We start from the raw sequence: 18,067 nt of genomic DNA, 5'->3' as shown, positions 1-18,067 counted from the left end.
GCTCCTGTCCTACATAATAGCATTAATAACTCTCATCCTTAAAAGCATCAATTTGTTTTTAAGGAAAGTTATGAAATTACAAAACTACCATATAGTTATTAAAAATGTAAAATATCAAGCTTATAGACTGAAACTTGCTAAGTGCTTTATTAATGAAGCTCACGAAGATCTTGAGCAAGAACTCTTCTGTGAAATTTGGCCATATCTTGACCAGTATGATGAAGACAAAAGTAGCTTTAATACCTTTGTAGCAAGATTAACTGAAAATAAAGCTATTAACTTGCTAAAGAAACAGCGATGTGCAAAACGTGATATCAACAATTACATTAGTATTGATGTAACAGAGCTATTTGAGGGTGAAATAACAAAACGCATTGATGTAGACTATATGATCTCGGTTTTACCAAAGGAATGGCAAAATATATGTGAGCAACTTAAATTTTTTAACTTACATGAAGTTGCCAAAATGAACAACGTTTCAAGAACCACTTTAAACAATATTATCAAGAAGATACGTGCCAAACTTTCTCCTATTTACTACGAAGGCAAAAAGAAAAATTGAACAAAATTTTTGCCTTTCTTGTATATATATACATCGTAGCATGGATAAATAATGGTTCTTAAAATTTTGAATAATAATGAAAGATTGCAAACAATATCAACTGTAAAAATGGTCATCTTTGGTCCTTATGGTATTGGTAAAACAAGTCTCCTAAAGACCATAGATGAACCAACACTTTGTCTTGATTTTGAAGCAGGGCTTCTTGCTGTTCAGGATTGGAAAGGAGATTCAACTGAGATTCGCACTTGGAATGAGGCCAGAGACATTGCTTGTCTTATTGGTGGTCCTAATCCTGCGCTGAAGTCTGATCAAGCATATAGCCAAAGACACCATGAACATGTATCTGGTAAGTACAAAGATCTTTTCTCTGAGTTTTCTAAATACCGATGCATTTTTGTAGATAGCATAACCGTTGCTTCACGTTTATGTCTTTTATGGGCAAAAATGCAACCTGAAGCTTTTTCTGAGAGATCAGGAAAACAGGACATGAGAGCTGCCTATGGATTACTTGCTCAAGAGATGATGGCCTGGCTCAATCAGTTTCAACATATCAGAGACAAAGACATCATCATAGTTGGGACATTAGGTCAATATCTCGATGACTGCAATCGTCCAACCTGGCTGCCTCAATGTGAAGGGGCTAAAACTGCTAGTGAGATTCCAGGTATTGTTGATGAAGTAATCAGTATGGTTGGAATCAAGAAAGATGATGGAACGGAGAAGCGCTCTTTTGTTTGCCATACTCTAAACCCTTGGAGATACCCAGCTAAGGATCGTAGTGGACGTCTGAGTATGGTTGAAGAACCACACTTAGGTAAGCTGCTTACAAAGATTAAAAGCAAGTTTTAAAATTTAAACATGGAGAGTGATATATGTTACAAAACCTATTAACTGATTTTAACACTGTAAAACCGCAAAGTAGACTAATACCTAAAGGTACAATAGTAAAGGTAAAAATGACAATCAAGCCTGGAGGTTATGAGCATTGGTTTACTAAAAGCCCCACTACCGGTAGCATTTATTTAAATACAGAATTTACCGTTATTGAAGGTCTATATGAAAAGCACAAGATTTACCAAATAATTGGTATTAAAAGTAGTAAAGCAGAAGATACTTGGGGAGAAATGGGTCGCTCTATGCTTCGCAGTATCTTGGAATCTGCGCGTGATATTCATCCACATGATAACTCAGAAAGTGCAATCCTTGCTCGTAAGCTAAATTCAATTGCAGAGTTAAATGGTTTGGAATTTACAGTAAAGGTAGGTGTTATAACTGATGAATATGGAGAGAAGAACAAAATTGCCTCAGTAGTTACTCCAGAATACCGCAAAAATTATGAAATTGACAGAGTACCATTTTGAAGTACGACGAGGAAAAGCTTTGGTCTGCTGTCGTTACTAGAGGTATTCAGGACGCAGTAGGAAAAAACCCAAAGCTAAGAGAAGAAGCAATTAATTGGCTGAATTCAAAATCTTTTGAAACTGTTTGTGAGCTAGCTAATCTCAACTTTACACGTATGAAAAATATGTATGGGAATTTTATGTCTAAAAAGCAAAAAGAGTTAAAGATGTTATTGATTGATAATATCAAGGAGTGTGTTTCTTACCTACTTCCAAATGGTGAGTTTTACCGAGAAAAAACTTATATTGGAGACTTAAATGGAAATACAATTACAGTTAAAATAGTAGGTGATGAAGCTGGTGATTGGCGTAATTTTATTGAAGGAACTGGTGGTGATATTATTGATCTTTGGGTTTTAATTAAAGGCGATATATATTCTGCTAGAAAGTGGCTCAATAAGAAATCACAAGGTGAAAAAGAAAGAGAGAAAAAGAGCGAAAAGATATTTTCTGTAAGGCAATATTTGAGTGATCAATCACCAATACCAGAAGATATAATAGCTCCACGAATTCTCACTCCAGGTGGTCTTTTAGTCATTGGTGGTACGCCAAAGGTTGGCAAAAGTTATTTTCTTCTCTCTTTGCTTGCACATCTTGCAGCAGGAGTGTCGTTTCTTAAGATGAAGTCAGCAAGGCCACTAAAAATAATCTATCTGCAAAATGAGATGGAGTACAATTACATCAGGGAACGCATACAGCAAATCATAACTAATCAAAGGCTACCAAATCTAGCAGAAGAAAACTTGATTGTTACCACAAAGATGAGATTAACTTTAAATGATGAAGGTATAGAGAAAATAAAAGATATTATACAAGAAAAGTTTGATATCAAAATGATAGACCTTATCGTTTTGGATTCTCTTGACTATGAAAATATATTTTCTGGCCTGCAAAGCAGAATAGAAAAACTACGTTCTGTAATTAATCCTACGGCTGGAATAATTATCACACGTCATACCAGAAAAGTATCCACAGCTACACTCGCAAAAAGTCCTTTTCAAGCTTTAATTGGTGCTAATGCTTTAAGAAGCTTTTATACATCTGGTATTGTAATGTTTCAACCAAGTAAACGTGCAAATGTCTTGCAAGTAGTATATGAGCTAAGAAACGGTAAATCAATACCAGCAAAATTTATTAGCAGAGTAAATGGGCGTTGGCAGAATTCTAAAATTATAGCTACGACTTAATTTGTCTGCAAAAACGTGAAAACTCAGCTTCTGCAAAACATCAGATCTTGTCTTTTTCACCTACTACCAAGAGGAACATTTCGTGGCGATAAGTTTTATGTAGGTGATGTACAGGGTAACAAAGGCAAAAGCACGGTAATAGAGTTAACAGGTGAAAGAGCTGGATTATGGAAAGATTTTGCAACAGGAGAAGGTGGTGACATTATTGACCTTTGGGCAACAGTACACGGGAAGAATGCGAAAACAGAATTTCCTGAAGTAATGCTCTCAATAAGTGAATGGCTTGGCATCAAAGAAAAAAATAATATTAGAGATCTAGAGCAATACCTGACTTGTAGTTGGAACTACTACGATGAAAATAACCAATTGATTGTAATAGTCTACCGTTATGATCCTCCTTTAGAGAAAAAACAGTTTAAACCATTTGATGTTAAAAAACAAAGATTCAAAGAGCCAGAGATAAGGCCACTCTACAATATTCCGGGTATTTTAAGGTCCGATAAAGTTATTCTTGTAGAAGGAGAAAAATGTGCAGAAGCACTTATAGAGAAAGTAATTACAGCTACAACTGCGATGTTTGGAGCAAATGCGCCTATTGATAGAACAGATTGGACTCCGCTTAGAGGTAAACATGTTATCATTTGGCCGGACAATGATGAAGCAGGTAATAAATATGCCAAAAACGCTGAAAAGAAGCTTTTAGAACTTGGTGTTGCATCACTTGCTACGCTTAGGGTTCCACCAGATAAACTAAGGAGTTGGGATGCTGCTGATGCTGTACAAGAGAATATAGATATTTTTGACTTCATCGAAAAAAACTCAAGAAAAATAATTATTAAATCACCGCTTGATATTTTTAGCTGGAGTGTGGAGCGTTTTGTAGGTCCAGTACCAAAGCAAATATTCTTAGTTGAAGGATTATTTCCTTTGGGTGTAACCTCCATTTTGGCTGCAATGGGAGATACAGGCAAAGGTATGCTTCTTCTTGACCTAGCCCTCAAGGTTGCAAGTAGCATAGACCAGGTGTGTGGATTTGGCCCACCTGTTACTGAACATGGTTCTGTGGTGGTATTTTCCGCAGAGGATGATACAAATGAAATACATCGTCGCTTAGAACGACTTGATCCAAAATGCGAGAGATTAAAATATAAAGATAGGCTATTTATTGTACCATTGCCAAATATAGGAGGATCATTTACCATACTGAAGAATGTTCGGGGTAAAGTTGTAGAAATCTCTCCAGAATTTGAGTCGGTAATGAAGCAGCTGAGCAGAATAAAGGATTTAAAGCTCATTATATTTGATCCCCTTGCTTCTTTCATTCATGCAGATTTAAACGCTGATCCAGCAGTAGGGGATTATCTCATGTGTTTATTATCTGATTTAGCATGTAGCACTGGAGCTTCAATAATTACTGCACATCATATGAGAAAGCTGAAGGGAGAAAAGCCTATATCAACAGTAGAGCAAGCACGAGATGCTATTCGAGGTACTTCTGCTCTCGTAAATGGAGTCAGGTGTTCTTTTGCTTTTTGGCCTGTTGAGGATATTACTAAACCAATGATTTTTAGGTCAGTTGGAAAAATTCCAAGACAAAATGCCTTATTTTATGGAGCAGTTGTTAAAGCAAACGGCCTAGCTGATCGTACCATACGTACTTACCTAAGAAATGAAGAAACAGGGCTATTGGAAGACATTACTGAACAATTAAAAGCTCAAAATATTAGCGATAAAGATCTTAAAATATATCTTATTGATTCAATTGCGCGAGCTGCTAGTTCAGGACATCCATTTACTCACACAGGAAGTGCAGGAATACATAAACAACGACATAGACTGCCTGAAGTTTTTCATAGTATGGGAAGAGATAGACTAGAGCGTATAGTTCAAGAGCTTTTACAAGCAAAGCAAATAGTTAAAGGAATGGCTAATGGTTCAAAAGAAGATAAATGGCTTGATGTCAAAACAGGACCATTTGCACGTGGAGTTGGAAAATTTACTCATGGAGCTGAAAATTTTTAAAATCAGGAAATTCTATTTTTTTATAGTTAAAGTAAAAGGATTAATACGATAACCATGTGATGATCTTTGCCAACCAAGTGTTTGTATTACATCATCACGTTCAATACTTAATCCTAATTTCTCAGCAAGCGTAGCTTTGATTGTTCTTTGCATTTTATTTAATGGTTTTCTGATTTGATGTTCTAAATCTGCTTCTAAACTAAGTCCCAAGAGTTTTTCTAACTGATTAATATTGAGAAGTGTATGTTTTTCAGGTGGTAATTCTTTCTCACAGTCATGTAAAAATTGCTTGAACAATATTCGAAAAATATTAAGGCATGATGCAGCTTTTTTATTTATAACTTCAATACTATTAACATATACCATACCTTTAACTACTTGTAACTCCAAAAGTTTTGTTGGTATAATTGGTTCAACACGTTTAAGCGAAATATATGAAGCTGGTAAAACTTGCAAAGAAGTATTTTCTACTACCTCTGGTACTCCTTTTTTAGCTGCCTCTTGGAATATCTCAGTTACAGTCTTAAGCTGACAAAACAGTTTCACCATTGGCACTACATATAGATTCAGTAATAGATTTGGTATATCTTTTTTTAGAGTGATGAGAACTGTAGGGTGAACTCTAAGTTTATCTATAGTTAAAAATATCGCATCAGTACAAAAATCAAGGATTATTAGGTTTACAATACGACCTTGATTACAAATGTAATAAACTCCTTTTTCCACTTTTTCCCACATAAGTCTTGAATCATTCAACTTTGCTTCAAACCATTCTATGATTCTCTCTGTATTTAAATATATCGATAAAAGATGAAATCTCTGTTTTTGATAAGTATTAGGCAAAATATGACGAGAGCAGTTTTCACAAATAGCGTCATCACATGCTTCATCAAAGTCTGAATCGATGAAAATCTCATTGCTACAACTTGGATCAATTACATTTGGCCAATCAAGATGATCTTCTTCATGAGAGCAAACAATATAGTACCTTTCTTGCATTTTTATCAATCCAAGATCGAATAAGTATCTTGCTGCTTTAATATGGTTTTGACTTGGATTGACCCAGGAATTATTGGAACTTAAAAGATCAGCAATTTGCTCGTGAAAGGATTTTAAGACCATAAGATTGTTCCATATATTTCTTTAGGTACTCTCTTTCTTTTTTATTGAGCGGATGCTCTGAATAATAAATTTCCCCACTTGATTTGAAAGAAAATGTTACCTTTTTGTTTTGGAACATTACTTTAGCTGATTGAATAGATTGTAGTACGTTGCCAATAGATGGCTTCAAAATATGTAACTCTGGTGCGATAGGATCATACGGCTTTACACTTAAAGTAAGATATGTATTACTATTTTTAAAATAATCTGACTTAAAATTTAACTCAAATATACAAATATTAGGATCAGAGCCCTCTATACATGTTTGAAGAAACTTGTGCACTTGTAGTGGAAAGTTCTTATCTTGTATATTCACAAAAGTACATTCGCAGTTAAAATACCCGCTTATAATGCTATTTGCTATTTCCACAGCTTTATTAGTATTTTTAGCACATAGATTCACCTCTGTACCATCGAGCGAAAAGTCTAAAATTATCCACTCAGGCTTATGACCATGAACAACTTTGTTTGAATTAAGTAGTAAATCCATGTCACTTCCTCGGCGTACAAACATATATATTCGATCTTGGTGATGAAAAAAACCCTGCAATTGGTTATCATCCCTAAGTATCTGCTCTACCGCTTCTGGTGACATAAATTCCTTAAATGAAGTTTTTATTTGTCTTGGTGGTTTCTGTAGAGCAAATGATACGAAACCTTTCTTTTGCACTTTATCAAAGTGATAGACAGATTTTAGAAGTTCACAATTTATGTGAAATAGTAAAAACAATAAGGATCTTTTATCATACTTGGTATTATTTTTTATCAGATACGACCTCATTAACTCTTGAGTCAGGGCAAATCTTGCTACTTCACTGACTGTAGCTTCAAGTTTTGTACGATCAAAGTAGCTAATGAGATAATAGTTAAAAAGAGAGCCAGAGTAACTAGCAAGCATCTTACGTTTTTGTTGAGTGGATCTGTCATCGTAGTCTCCATCTTGAAAAAGTTGTCCATTTAAATGATTTTTAAAGCAATGCTGAAAAATAATGCTCAGTTGTTTACCAGAAAGGGAATCTAACCAAGACTGACGTATATTAGAATCCTGAAAACGATCTAGTAAAAGGTTAACAGGAATTTCTAAATCGCTTTCCCAGAATTCATGGCTTGGATGAACATTCATATTACATAAAATAAGCTATATTATACATAATATGACAATTCAAGCAAAGATTTTTTGGACATAATTTTTTCAAATCTTGTATATTTAATTAGGGAGAATTTGTGTGAACTAGACAGCTACTTTGAATAAGGTATCCATTGATTTAGTTTAAAATGGCAAACGTTTTCTTTTAGCTGGTGATAAGAATTCTCCTAACCTATAAGAAAATTCACAGGAAGAAAAACATGCAAAAAGGGGATTTAACTATTTATTGCCGTTATGAGCCCAGTCGGTTGGCAGGTACATATTTGGCAGATGCTTATGAACAATTGTTGAAATATAAAACAAAGGAGGTAGAAAAAGATGACAATGGTAAGCTTGTATGTAAGAGTTTCATCAAGACAACAGGCACAGGAGAATACAATAGAGAGTCAGATTGTAGAATTGGAGCGTCGCATTGGTAGTGATGGATATGAGTTATTAGATGAGCACAGGTTTGTTGATAATGGCTACAGTGGATCAAACTTAGAACGTCCTGGTTTAGAGAGTTTACGTGATAGAGTAGCAGAAGGTAAGATTGATAAGATATACATTCATTCACCTGATCGGCTATCACGAAAATCTGCATACCAAGCGCTCTTACTCGAAGAGTTTAGAAAAGCAGGCTCAGAGGTTATTTTCTTAAATCATAAATTTGAGGATAATCCAGAATCCAATATGTTTTTAGGGATTCAAGGATTAGTAGCAGAGTATGAACGTGCAAAAATTATGGAACGTAATCGTAGGGGAAAACTTCACGCAGCTAAAACTGGCCGTATAAGTGTAATGAGTAATGCACCTTATGGTTATCGCTACATAGCAAAACATGTAGGTGAAGGAAGTGCTCAGTTTGAGGTTAATCAAGAAGAAGCAGATGTAGTGTACAAAATATTTAATTGGATTGGTCAAGAAAGAATGAGCATCAATGAAGTTATACGTAGACTTAGCGAGATACCAGTAATAACACAAACAGGAAAAGAATATTGGAAAAGAAGTACTATCTGGAAAATGTTAAGAAATCCAGCTTATATAGGACAAGCAGCTTATGGTAAAACTAAAGCATGCTCGAAGCCACAAGTAAGGAAATCAAAAAAAGGAACTTGTGGTAAACTTAAAAATGGTCATTTTAGTAATGATAAAGAAAACTGGATTTACGTTCCAGTGCCAAAAATAGTTAACGATAATTTATTTGATTCAGTGCAAGTACAGCTAACTGAAAATAGACAAAGGGCAAGAGCCCGAGAAAGAAAAGAAACGTTTTTGTTGCGAAGTTTAACAGTATGTCAGCGTTGCCAATATACTTATTGTGGTGCATATAGTAGAAATAAGCGGTATTCTTACTACCGTTGTTCTGGCTGCAGATTTAATGGCAACAGAGTATGTGACAACAAGTCAATACGTACTGATGTACTAGACACAGTTATATGGGAAGAAGTTAAGAGTATATTAAAAGAGCCAGATAGGATTGCAAATGAATATCAACGTAGATTATCAGAGAACAAAAAACCTTTACATAATCAAACACGTGAAAAGCAAGAAAGTAAGCTAAAATTAAGTATCAAAAAATTTATTGATAGCTATGCCAAAGGGTTTATAAGCCAAGAAGAATTTGAACCAAGAATCACAACAATGAAACAGCATTTAAAAGAAATTGAGGAGGAAAAAGAAAAAGTACTTGATCAAAAGAAATTACAACAAGAATTGAGCCTTGTTACAGATAACTTGAAAAACTTTTCCTCAAGCGTTGAGTCAAAGCTTGATCAAGTGGATTGGCAGACTAAACAAAATATTATTAGAATGTTAATTCATCAAATTGAAATCAATCACAATCACTTGTATATAGTGTTTCGCATAAAAAGTCTTGCAAATTTTGATCAAAATAGCCATAATAAAATTATGCAATGTTGTACTAGGAGTTCAGACACTGGGATCCAGAAAAGTTTGCTTGTAAGCAAGCAAACTAGCATAGAAAAACGTTTTCGATGAGATTGCAGAAAGGCTAGATTCCAGACTGGAATGACATCGTTCACTATGTACCATATTGCAATAGTTGTGGTCAAGGCACTGGGATCTGAAATTGCAGTGTTCGTACAGCTATAGAATATAGATCAGAAGTGACAGAGCTTAAAAAAAGGCCTAACATTCTTAATAAACGTAAAAAGCTTTATGAAAATCAGAGTTGGAGTAATAGGCTGCTTAGGCAGAATGGGCAAAAAAATACTCAATGAATTAATTACAAATACCAAAGTGGAAATAGCAGGTGCTGTTGCCCGTTCAGGTAGTAAGTACATAGATTCAGATATTGGACCAATTATAGCCAATCTAGGAATTAAAGTTACAAGTTCTATTAGTGGCATATTTGAGTCATCTGACGTTGTAATAGATTTTACAACTAAAGAATGTATGTTAGACTGCCTTAAAGCAGCTGTAAAATTTAAAACACCGCTGGTTAGTGGCACAACTGGAATAGAAGGTGTCGATTTGAAAGAATATGCTGCTGAAGTTCCAATATTATGGTCAGCAAATATGAGTGTTGGGGTTAATGTGTTGCTGAAATTGGTAAAAAAAGCTGCTGAGCTTTTAGGTAATGAATATGACGTTGAGATTTGGGAAATGCATCATAACTTAAAAAAGGATTCACCATCTGGAACAGCTATAGAACTTGGCAAAACAATTGCTAACGCTTCAAAAGTGGATTTTCAGTCCAATCAATATTTACATAGTGGTTCAAACATAAGGAAAAAGGGGGGAATAGGTTTTGCAGTATCTCGTGGAGGTGGAGTAATAGGAGATCACAGCGTGATGTTTGTTAATTCTGATGAACGGATAGAACTAAACCACAAAGCAATTGATCGCACAACATTTGCTAGAGGAGCTGTTCAAGCAGCAGTATGGCTATACGAAAATAAAAGAGAAATTCCGGGGCTCTATTCAATGCAGGATGTGATATGAGCAATACACGTGCCTCTGTTAAAGATTTAAATCTCTGGTACGGCTCTAAGCAAGTTTTATTCGATATAAATTTGAATATTTATAAAAGAAAAGTTACTACTTTTATCGGACCATCCGGGTGCGGTAAATCAACATTTTTGCGTTGTTTTAATCGTATGAATGACTATGTACCAGGTTGCAAAACTGTTGGTGAATTAGATATCGATGGGCTGGGTGATATATATTCACGCGATATGGATGTTGTACTACTTAGAGCAAAAGTTGGTATGGTATTTCAAAAGCCAAATCCTTTTCCAAAATCAATATATGATAATGTTGCTTGTGGGCCAAAATTGCATGGTATGGCGAAGGATAAGCAAAAATTGAATGAGATGGTGGAAAATAGTTTAACCAAGGTTGGTTTATGGGAAGAATTGAAGGACAGATTGCAAGATAGCGCACTCAATTTATCCGGTGGCCAACAACAGAGGCTATGCATCGCTCGCGCAATTGCAGTGAAGCCAACTATTTTATTAATGGATGAACCGTGCTCTGCTCTTGATCCGATGGCAACCAATGCAATCGAAAATCTTATACAAGAGCTAAAATTAAGATTTACTATAATTATGGTGACTCATTCAATGAAGCAAGCTAAAAAGTTATCTGATAGTGTAATTTTCTTTCATAATGGCAGAATTGTTGAGTCTGGAAGCACTCAAGAAATATTCGAAAATGCTCAATCTCCCTTAACAAAGGAGTATATCCTGGATCATTAAATTTCTGACCTTACCCAGAAAAAGTGGAGAGAAAGAAAAGAGTTTTTTTGGGTAAAATAAAATTTTGGAGGATTAGAAATGGTAAGAGAATATACGGCAGAATTCAAATTGGAAGCTGTTAAGCTGGCAAATGAACAAAGAAAGGTAGGTCAACCAGTTGCAAAAGTAGCAAGAGATCTAGGAATAAGGGATAGTGTATTAGGAAAATGGATGAAGAAATATAACGAAAAAAAGTCAGCGGCAAATGCATTTCCAGGTAGAGGTAACATGGCTCCTTACGACAAAGAGAGGTTTGATTTACAAAGCAAGAGTAACAAGGGAAAGAGACATTTAAAAAAAAGCCCTGGCCAGTCAAAAAGAGTAAAATATTTTTTTATATAGTAACTGCTATAAAGTACAGGAATTATGTAGGATTTTCTGCTAGTGGCTACTATAAGTGGACCACAAGAAAAATAAGCAGTAGAGAATCAGCAAATAAAGAGCTACTCGCAGCTATTCAAAAAATATATCAAGTTTCTAAATGTAGATATGGAGCTCCTAAAATTCATGCTGAATTGAAGGCTTTGGGTAAAAGTTGCAATTTGAAAACGGTGCAAAGTATTATGCAGAAAAATGACATCAGGGCTATACTGAGAAGAAAGTTTAAAATTAAAAAACAACAAGCAGATAATAGAGCTGTAGCTCCCAATATACTAGATCAAAACTTTATTGTTGATCAACCAAATAAAGTATGGGATTACTTACATCAAAACCAAGGAGGGATGGCTATATTTGGCAGCAATAATTCTCACGTATGGTAGTTAATGAGTAGTGCAATAAATAAACAATTGGTTATGAACTCTTTATTAATGGCCATTAATAGGCGTAAACCTGTTAAAAATCTACTGCTGCACAGTGACCAAGGTTCACAATATACTGCGCAAGGGTATCAATATCTCTTAGCTGTAAAGAATATAGATGAGTAATAAAGGCTGTTGTTACGACAATTCTGTTGCAGAAAGCTTCTTTAGCTCATTGAAAAGAGAAATACTTATTGATACTTCACAACACTCTGCTCAACAAACTAGAACTGCAATATTTGAATACATAGAAATTTTTTATAACAAACAACGTCACTATTAACTATTGCATTCCAGAACAATTTGATGCATCATTCTTTTTGTAAAAAACATTCCACACTTTCTCTCCACTTTTTCTGGGTAAGGTCACTTTTCCACTGATCATATTTAATCGCCATAACTTTACTCCTACTTTAACAATATTTTAATTATCATATATTATGGCAAGAAAGTCAACCCTACCTAATTTTGCTTAGTAAGCACACTAACTATGAAACAATCTATATTACCATCAAAAACAGAATTTATATTGCCCACTTCATGTCCGGTTCTTAAATCCTTCACCATTTGATATGGATGCATAACGTACGATCTGATCTGATTGCCCCAGCCTATATCGCATTTTTTACCATATTCTTCAGCCATTTTCTGTTCTTTTTTTTCCAGTTCAATTTGGTATAAACGTCCTTTAAGTAATTTTAACGCCTCATCTTTATTTCTGTGTTGAGAACGACCATTTTGGCATTGAACTACAACACCAGTTGGAATATGCGTAATGCGTACCGCACTTTCAGTCTTGTTCACATGCTGACCGCCTGCTCCGGAAGCACGATAGGTGTCGATCTTTAGATCCTTTTCATCCACAGCAATATCAATTGAATCTTCTATCACTGGAGTTACTCCTACACTTGCAAAACTGGTATGACGTTTACCATTTGCATCAAATGGCGATATTCTAACCAGCCTGTGAATTCCACTTTCACTTTTTGCCCACCCATAAGCTTTTTCTCCAACGATTTTTATCATTGCAGACTTTATACCAACTGACTCTCCTTCTAATTTTTCTACAACTTCAACTTTAAAGTTGTGATAAATTTCTGCCCACCTTATATACATGCGCATCAGCATTTCAGCCCAATCATTGCTCTCGGTTCCGCCAGCTCCTGAGTGGATTTCTAAAAAGCAGTTATTATTATCTGCTTCACCAGTAAATAAGGACTCTGTTTCTTTATACTTGATTAATTTCTCTAGCTTAGCTAATTCATTTTCAACTTCAGAGAAAAATTCTTCATCATTTTCATCAATAGCAGACTTCATTAAGCTGATGGCATCGTTGTAATCGCTTTCCAGCTTTAAAAACGACTCTACGTCATTCTTAATTTTAGAACGTTCTTTTAAAACTTCTTGTGCTTTTTGGTTATCTTGCCATAGGTCATCATTCGACGCTTGGGAGTCAAGCTCTTCAAGACGCAACTTTAATTTTTCTATGTCAAAGACACCTCCTGATAAGAGAAATACTTTTATTTAAGCTTTGAAAGTGTTCAAGAATTTCTGGATAAGTTTTCATTATACTTTAGATTTTAATATATTTACTATCAATAACAATAACAGTAAACAAAATAGAAATTTAACCATATGATAGTTAATTTAAATAATTTCATTATACTTTAATGTTTAAGGAAATCAAGCGCGTATATTTATTAAAAAACAAGGTAAAGTAATGAATATTGAAATAAGTTCCCATTATGGTTTAGACAAAAAGGCTATTGATGACTTAATAGAGTCACTTGATAACGAGGAGCTAGAGAATGTTCGTAATATTGTAAAAACGATAGACAGTGTTCAGTTAGCTTATTTTTTATCTACTTCGATCAGTGATCACAGGGAGAAATTAGTTAATATCCTCGATCAACATTTGTTAAGTGATGCCCTAGTGCATGTAGTGCCAGATTTACAAATAGAGATCATAGAAACATTGGGAATAGAAAATACAGCAAAGTTACTAATGCTCCTTGATGTAGAAGATATAGTAACCATAGTGAAAGATTTAGATAGAAAGTCTGTAGAAAATATACTTTACTATTTGCCCAGCAAAACTCAGAAATCGGTAGAGGAGTTGCTATCATATCCAGAAGAAAGTGCAGGAAGGTTAATACATAAAGATATGGTTATAGCTCCATATTATTGGACAATAAATCAACTGACAGAATTTGTGTGCAACTATAAAAAAATACCAGAAAAATTTCACCAGATATTCATTATCAACTCAAAATTAGAGCCTATAGGCAGTGTTAATTTAAATAAGGTAATATCTCACTCAGGAGACACAATAATAAAAGAGATAATGGATCATGACATAAAAATCATTAAAACTGGAATAGACCAAGAGGAAGTAGCAAGAATATTTAAAGATTACTCTCTATTATCGGCTCCGGTAGTAAATAAGAATGGTAAAATTATTGGTGTGATCTTAATTGAAGATGTGATAAAAGTTGTTCAACAAGAAACAGAAGAGGATGTACTCAAAATAAGCGGTGTATCTTCTAAAGCCGATATAAATGCCCCTATACATAAAACTATAATTAAAAGGCTACCTTGGTTACTGTTTAACCTCTTAGCTGCAACAATGTGTTCCATAGTAGTTGGCTTTTTCGATGATGTAATAAAAAGTTTTATAGTGCTGCCAATAATCATGCCGATAATTGCATCAATGAGCGGAAATGCAGGATCCCAAACAGTAACGCTAACCATCCGGGCAATCGCAACAAAATATCTAACTGAGCAAAATGCAAAAAGAATACTGATGAAAGAATTTTTAATAGGTCTTATAAACGGGGTGATCTTATCTACTATTTCATTAGTAGTGTTAGCAATAAGGTTTCACAACTTCAAAGTGGAGATGATTTTTGTGGTCTCCATGATTATGATGTCAATTATTGCAACGTTCATCGGAACTTTCATTCCTATAATGCTTCATCGCTTAAAGTCTGACCCTGCCGTTTCTTCTTCAATCCTAACATCGGCAACAACTGATATTCTCTCAGCTTTTATATTTCTTGGTTTAGCTACGATCTTTTTATTAAATAGCTAATACTATCTATAGCTATACCGCCGCGAACCGTCATGCCGCGATTCATTCGCGGTATCTCTTAGCATAGATCCCGCTAACAAGTAGCGGGATGACGAGAAAGGGGCTACTTGGATGACATTCTTCTTGGTGTGCCCAAATCACAATGTTCGTACATCTGTGGATTTATTCGCGGTATAGATATCGCTAACGAGTAGCGGAATGACGGTTTTTCAAATTGTCGTAAGTCAGTTTAGCTATAATATCAAGTTTCACCAACTATTTCTCTCTATTAAATAAGAATAAATTACCTATACAAAAATAGATTGGCAATATTTCAAGTCTGCCAAGCAGCATTAAAAACGATAGAAATAATTTTACTTCATTACTGAAAGAAGAATAGTTACCTGAAGGACCTATTAAGTTGCTGAACCCTGGACCAGAGTTTGTAAGCGTTGCAGAGACTGAACTGACGCTAGTTATAAAGTCTGCATTGCTTAAGTAAGACATCACTATTGATGAAATGGTAAACGTTAACATGAAAATTGCAAAAAATATAAAGACAGAGTGAATTTCATCATTCTCCAGGGTTTTTCCATTGAATTTTACTCCATTGTCTGCATCAGGGTTTAATAAAAGGTAAAAGTAATTTCTTATAGACCTTAAAAGAACAATCAAGCGGAAGATTTTGACACCACCACTTGAAGAACCACTACATCCACCAACAAAGGTGAGAAAAAAAGCTAAGACTGAAATGAAACTCCAATCTATATGATTACAGATTGCATAACCAGTTGACGTAATCAAGGAAGTGATGGTAAATGTGCTGCATCTAAATGATAATGACACTCCTAAATCAACATTTTTATACAACCAAAAACAAGCAAATAAAGATGAGATAGTAGCTATCTTAACAAAGTAAGAGACCTGTTCATCATAGCAAATGTCTAACCGTCTTATAATTTTTAAATAGCTAAGAAAAGGCAGAGAACCCAAAATCATAAAAATGATCGTTATGACTTCTAACATAGGGTTATTATAGTGCCCTATAGAATCATTATAGTTAGCAAATCCACCAGTTGATACAGAGGACATTCCGTGGCATATTGCATCAAACAGTGGCATACCAGCTAGATAATAGGAAAATATACATAACAAAATTAAGCCATAATATATTGCCGTAACATGAATCACTACGCTTCGCGTATTCGGCAACTTCCTTTTGGTAGCATCTGAATACTCAGAATAAAGTAAATTATTTAGGCTGAGAACCTTAAACATAGGAAAAACTGCAATTCCTAAAGTGATTACACCAAAACCCCCCATGCCATGTAGCATTGCTCTCCATAGCAGTATTCCTGGAGATTGTTTTTCAATATCATTAAATATAGTTGCTCCTGTGGTTGTGATGCCAGATATCGTTTCAAACAATGCATCAACATAGCTCAGATTATCAAAATAGAAAGGAATAGCTGCAAACAGAGACAAGGCAATCCAGGTGCAACTAGTAATCGCAAAAATTGCTGGCATTCCATGCAATCTACTTAATTTACCGAGTAAAATAAAAATTGCGCCAGATGTGCAGGTAATTATGAATCCAGCGAGGAAATTTTTCCATTTGTAGCTGAGACATTTATTAGTAATAGCAGGAATAAGCATTGCTAAGCTAAACAGCAATAGGAATATTCCCACAATAAATACAATTGAACGCAAATTTTGTAAACGTTGATGATTTTTCATAGAATTACTTCCTCGCTATACAAAGCCATAAAAGCTACTCTAACGTCAAGCATTTTGTTGGCCTTTATTAACAGTTATTAACAATATACTTGATTTACTTGTAAATATGTGTGATAATTAAATTTTTATTAGAGGTAAGATATGGTTGAATTAACTGATATACAAAAAAAAATTCGAGCTTCATTAATTATAGCAATTAGCAATAACTACCCTCAAAAGGTCCAGGGCATATTCGACAATAATGAATGTGATAATATACAAGCAGTTTTGAACCACGAGGGGATTGGGGCTGGTTACAAAGATAATTTTTTAGATTTTGCTATTATTGGTCTTGACGCTGGAGTTAAAGTTCAAGGAGAAATTGGAGAAAACGTAGAGATCATTAAACAAATTTGGAAAGTTGCTAATCAGAAAACTCGTGATTTTGTGTGTTGTCGTGCAATAGAGAGTTTTCGAGGATTTGGCCTTTATAACATACCTGCTCTTAAAACAGTTATTCAAGAAATAGAAGAGCACAAGAGGGTAATGGATCTTGATATGGCACTAAGGCGTGCAATAAGAAGTCTTAATGTTGATCAAGTTAAAACAGCACTAGAGAATTGCGGTGAAGATGTAGAAAGTGTTTTGACGCGAAATGTATATTGGAGTGATGCTACTGATATTGATTGCTTGTTAATTTATCCTCTGATGGTTGACTATGAAAGAAATCTTGGCAAAGAAGAATTTGAAAAGATAAAAGAGATCACTAAACTTCTTTGGGATAAAGCTTCCCCTGATGTTCGTAACTTCTGGCTTGAAGACCACATGGTTAATAGAGAAGGTCAAAATACAGAAGATAACTATATAATAGGTTCTCTTGAAAAGCAACAAAAAGAGTATGCTAATATAGCTGGTGAGGGATGGCTTGAAGACTTTATTCAAGAAGTTAAGGGTTATAAAAAGGACAGAGAAATAAAGCTTAATGAATACAAAGGGAAGATCGCTCTAGGCGTTGTTGGACTATGCGTAGTTGGTGCTATTGCAGCCTATGTGCTGGCATATCCTGTAGTTGCATTAGTTTTAGAAGTTTCAGCAGTTTCAGCATTGGCTGTACTAGCTTATATTGGAGGAGTTTGTGAGAAATCAGAAAGTCCAAATACGAAAAGTTTGAACCCGGTTGTTTCTGGGTGTTGCAACAACGCAGAACTGCCTAATCAGTAATCCATTGTCATCCCAGCGCGCCGCGCTGGGTCTGACTACGC

At 34.9% G+C, this 18,067-nt stretch carries 14 protein-coding genes and 1 pseudogene; 11 read left to right on the top strand and 4 right to left on the bottom strand.

Going from position 1 to position 18,067, the window contains the following annotated elements; translation table 11 throughout:
* Positions 1-70 precede the first annotated feature (70 nt).
* From ACJZL3_RS04165 to ACJZL3_RS04145, 5 genes are all read left to right on the top strand, one after another.
* Positions 71-562 (top strand): RNA polymerase sigma factor, encoded by a 492-nt coding sequence (locus ACJZL3_RS04165; RefSeq protein WP_236514589.1) that lies wholly within the window; start codon positions 71-73, stop codon positions 560-562.
* 51 nt (positions 563-613) lie between these two features.
* Positions 614-1,411 (top strand): ATP-binding protein, encoded by a 798-nt coding sequence (locus tag ACJZL3_RS04160; RefSeq protein WP_419198613.1) that lies wholly within the window; start codon positions 614-616, stop codon positions 1,409-1,411.
* A gap of 23 nt (positions 1,412-1,434) precedes the next feature.
* Positions 1,435-1,923, top strand: coding sequence for a hypothetical protein (locus ACJZL3_RS04155; RefSeq protein WP_264337671.1), 489 nt, complete (start codon positions 1,435-1,437; stop codon positions 1,921-1,923).
* A 179-nt stretch (positions 1,924-2,102) separates the two neighbouring features.
* Complete coding sequence (locus ACJZL3_RS04150) at positions 2,103-3,149, top strand: AAA family ATPase (RefSeq protein ID WP_419198612.1); 1,047 nt, start codon at positions 2,103-2,105, stop codon at positions 3,147-3,149.
* Positions 3,150-3,164: 15 nt separating this feature from the next.
* On the top strand, positions 3,165-5,171 hold the full coding sequence (locus ACJZL3_RS04145; RefSeq protein ID WP_419198611.1) for an AAA family ATPase: 2,007 nt from the start codon (positions 3,165-3,167) through the stop codon (positions 5,169-5,171).
* Between the two features lie 12 nt (positions 5,172-5,183).
* On the opposite strand, the gene ACJZL3_RS04140 is transcribed toward ACJZL3_RS04145, so the two are convergent.
* A complete protein-coding gene (locus ACJZL3_RS04140; RefSeq protein ID WP_419198610.1) occupies positions 5,184-6,170 on the bottom strand; it encodes a hypothetical protein in 987 nt (328 codons plus the stop codon).
* 88 nt (positions 6,171-6,258) lie between these two features.
* Entirely contained in the window at positions 6,259-7,455 is a 1,197-nt protein-coding gene (locus tag ACJZL3_RS04135; protein WP_419198609.1) for a hypothetical protein, read from the bottom strand.
* Positions 7,456-7,803: 348 nt separating this feature from the next.
* Between ACJZL3_RS04135 and ACJZL3_RS04130 the strand changes: the two genes are divergently transcribed.
* The 4 genes and pseudogenes from ACJZL3_RS04130 to ACJZL3_RS04115 all read left to right on the top strand — a co-directional run bounded on the left by ACJZL3_RS04130 (position 7,804) and on the right by ACJZL3_RS04115 (position 12,345).
* Complete coding sequence (locus tag ACJZL3_RS04130) at positions 7,804-9,459, top strand: recombinase family protein (protein ID WP_419198608.1); 1,656 nt, start codon at positions 7,804-7,806, stop codon at positions 9,457-9,459.
* Between the two features lie 180 nt (positions 9,460-9,639).
* The gene (dapB, locus tag ACJZL3_RS04125) at positions 9,640-10,425 is read left to right on the top strand and encodes a 4-hydroxy-tetrahydrodipicolinate reductase (RefSeq protein ID WP_010962542.1); all 786 of its coding nucleotides are present in this window, start codon (positions 9,640-9,642) and stop codon (positions 10,423-10,425) included.
* Positions 10,422-11,180, top strand: a complete 759-nt coding sequence (gene pstB, locus ACJZL3_RS04120) for a phosphate ABC transporter ATP-binding protein PstB (protein ID WP_006280935.1) — start codon at positions 10,422-10,424, stop codon at positions 11,178-11,180. Before dapB ends, pstB begins: the two co-directional genes overlap by 4 nt.
* Positions 11,181-11,258: 78 nt before the next feature.
* A pseudogene (locus tag ACJZL3_RS04115) lies at positions 11,259-12,345 on the top strand (IS3 family transposase).
* Between the two features lie 136 nt (positions 12,346-12,481).
* Here ACJZL3_RS04115 and prfB read toward each other — a convergent pair.
* A protein-coding gene (prfB, locus tag ACJZL3_RS04110; RefSeq protein ID WP_141456981.1) for a peptide chain release factor 2 occupies positions 12,482-13,586 on the bottom strand; the annotation gives its coding sequence in 2 pieces (ribosomal slippage) (positions 12,482-13,510 and positions 13,512-13,586; 1,104 coding nt in all).
* 153 nt (positions 13,587-13,739) lie between these two features.
* On the opposite strand from prfB, the gene mgtE reads away from it, so the two are divergent.
* Complete coding sequence (mgtE, locus tag ACJZL3_RS04105; RefSeq protein WP_006280192.1) at positions 13,740-15,110, top strand: magnesium transporter; 1,371 nt, start codon at positions 13,740-13,742, stop codon at positions 15,108-15,110.
* A 255-nt stretch (positions 15,111-15,365) separates the two neighbouring features.
* Here the strand turns inward: mgtE and ACJZL3_RS04100 are convergent, their stop codons facing one another.
* Positions 15,366-16,826: a TrkH family potassium uptake protein gene (locus tag ACJZL3_RS04100; protein WP_095742676.1), complete on the bottom strand. Its 1,461-nt coding sequence runs from the start codon at positions 16,824-16,826 to the stop codon at positions 15,366-15,368.
* Between the two features lie 141 nt (positions 16,827-16,967).
* On the opposite strand from ACJZL3_RS04100, the gene ACJZL3_RS04095 reads away from it, so the two are divergent.
* Positions 16,968-18,026, top strand: coding sequence for a hypothetical protein (locus tag ACJZL3_RS04095; protein WP_244226868.1), 1,059 nt, complete (start codon positions 16,968-16,970; stop codon positions 18,024-18,026).
* The last annotated feature ends 41 nt before the right edge of the window (positions 18,027-18,067 follow it).

Origin of the sequence: Wolbachia endosymbiont of Rhagoletis cingulata (genome assembly GCF_048537655.1) — a bacterium.
GTDB lineage: Bacteria > Pseudomonadota > Alphaproteobacteria > Rickettsiales > Anaplasmataceae > Wolbachia > Wolbachia pipientis.
This window is presented reverse-complemented; position numbering and strand designations above follow the sequence as displayed.